Below are 2,616 nucleotides of genomic sequence, written 5' to 3'. Positions count from 1 at the left end.
TGGAAAAACCGGCCAAACTGACCACCTGATTCCGGGCTAAAGTGACCACCGTTTCCGGAGCAAACTGACCACCTCATTCCGATTGAAAGTGACCACCCCTCTCCGGGGCAAAGTGACCACCTGAAACGAAGAGACTTTTTCATGTTTTTGAAGGCCTAATTTCGTGTGTAAATAAATGCACGAGATATGGCAAATAAACTAATAAACATGAGTAAAGTAAGAAAAGTAATCCAACTGCATTGCCAGGGAAAAAGCAAGTTATTTATAAGCAACTATCTTTCGTTGTCGCGCAATACGGTTAAAAAATACATTGCGTTGTACCAAATGCTGAACCTGTCGCCCGAGGCCATAAAACAGAAGAGCGATGTTGAACTGGAAACACTGTTTATCAGCAATAAAGAACCCGATTTGTCTCCCAAACTAAAGGATCTGTATGCGTTCTTTCCACACATGGAGCGTGAGTTGAAAAAGGTTGGGGTAACCAAACTTTCAATGTGGCAACAGTACATTGCCAAACATCCCGATGGGTATAAAAGCTCGCAGTTTTGCGAGTATTACAAACGCTGGGGTAAAAAGGTTAACCCGGTAATGCACATGACACACAAGGCAGGCGACAAGATGTTTGTGGACTATGCCGGCAAGACATTGGAAATCGTTGACCCCGAAACCGGAGAAATGCAAGAACTACAATTTTTTGTGGCCATACTCGGAGCCAGCCAATATACTTACGCCGAGGTATCGCCAAGTCAGAAAAAAGAAGATTTTATCGCATCAATAGAAAATGCGCTGCACTACTTCCGGGGAGTTCCTGCCGCCATAGTACCCGACAACCTGCGTTCGGCAGTAACCAAAAGCAGTCGTTACGAGCCCACCATAAACGAAACATTGCTGGATTTTGCCGAACATTATGAAACGACCATACTTCCGGCAAGGGCCTATAAACCCCGCGATAAATCATTGGCCGAAGGAGCTGTTAAAATACTTTACCAACGTATTTACCCCATTATAAAACAAGAAGAGTTTTCCAGCATTACAAGCATGAACAGCCGTGTATGGGAACTGTTAAAGCAGCATAACAACAAGAAACTCACCGGGCGGCCATACTCGCGTTACCAGTCGTTTAAAGAAGATGAGCAGGAAAAACTATCATCCCTTCCCGTTACCCGTTTCGAGATAAAACAACAATCTTTTGCAACAGTAATGATGAACGGGCATGTGCTTTTGGGCAAAGACAAACATTACTACAGTGTCCCGTTTCAGTATATCCGTAAAAAAGTAAAGCTGTTGTTTACAAGCAGCAGTGTTGAGATCTATTACAAATACAACCGGATTGCATCTCACCGAAGAAACCTGAAGCCTTATCACTACACAACTGAAAAACAGCACCTGGCAAGCACCCACCAGTTTGTTACCGACTGGACACCACAACGTTTTATCGACTGGGCAACTTCCATCGACCCAAGTGTTGAAGAACTGATTTGCAGGATACTGGAACAAAAACAACATCCCGAACAGGCTTACAAAAGCTGTATGGGCGTACTCTCTTTTGTAAAGAAAGTAGGAAAACAGCGGCTTATCAATGCCTGTAAGCGTGCCCTCGAATACGATATATCAAATTACCGGATAATCCAGCGAATACTCGAAAACGGCCTGGATTCAATTGAAGAAGAGCAAAATGAGCAAATACTTCCCGAGCATCAAAACATCAGGGGAAAACATTACTACAACTAAAAACAGGTTAATATGAATGAAACTACTTTAACGAAAATGAAGCAGATAAAGCTCTATGGAATGCATGGAGCTTTTCGTACTGCTATTGAAACAGGCAAAACAAACGATTACACTTTAGATCAGTTTGTATCGATGCTGGTTGATGCCGAATGGGACGACCGACAGAACCGCAAGATTGAAAGGGGGATTAAAAACGCCCGGTTCCATTACAAAGCATCAATCGAAAACATTATTTACGATGAAATGAGGAACATTGACCGGAACAGTATTCTACGGCTGGCAGAATGCGATTATATCGAAAAATGTGAAAATATACTGATTACAGGAAGCACCGGTGTAGGGAAAAGCTACCTGGCAACAGCTTTGGGCTACCAGGCTTGTATCGAGGGGTACAGGGTGATGTATTTTAATGCCAATAAAATGTTTGCGAAACTAAAAATGGCGAAAGCCGATGGTTCTTACCTGAAAGAACTGGCTAAAATAGAGCGCCAACACCTGGTTATTATCGACGATTTTGGGCTGCAACCGCTTGATAACCCCAACCGGCTTGCTTTGCTTGAGATTATTGAAGACAGGCAAAATATAGGTTCTTTGATTGTAACCTCACAAATACCTATTGCTGGCTGGTATTCTGTTGTCGGAGAAAAAACCATTGCCGATGCTATACTCGACCGGTTAATCCATCAATCCAACAGGATAGAACTAAGAGGTGAATCAATGAGAAGAAAACGTAAAAAAGAAGAGTAATTATTTTTGTTAAATTTGATTCAAAATAACACTGAAAATGTTCTTCTCGTTTTGGGAAAATCGGGGGTGGTCAATTTACTCCGGCGCAGGTGGTCAACTTAAATCGTAGAAGGGTGGTCAGTTTAAGCGGATTTTCCA

2 protein-coding genes are annotated in these 2,616 nt (G+C 42.5%); both read left to right on the top strand.

The genetic code is table 11. The features are described 5' to 3' along the window. The first annotated feature begins 207 nt into the window (after positions 1 to 207). A complete protein-coding gene (istA, locus tag SLH46_RS21570; RefSeq protein ID WP_320283298.1) occupies positions 208 to 1,731 on the top strand; it encodes an IS21 family transposase in 1,524 nt (507 codons plus the stop codon). A 36-nt stretch (positions 1,732 to 1,767) separates the two neighbouring features. Then, a complete protein-coding gene (gene istB, locus SLH46_RS21565; protein WP_320283297.1) occupies positions 1,768 to 2,478 on the top strand; it encodes an IS21-like element helper ATPase IstB in 711 nt (236 codons plus the stop codon). Positions 2,479 to 2,616: the final 138 nt, after the last annotated feature.

It is taken from the genome of Draconibacterium sp. IB214405, assembly GCF_033963885.1.
Lineage (GTDB): Bacteria > Bacteroidota > Bacteroidia > Bacteroidales > Prolixibacteraceae > Draconibacterium.
Note: the sequence above shows the minus strand (reverse complement) of the source record. Positions and strands in the feature narration are given on the sequence as shown.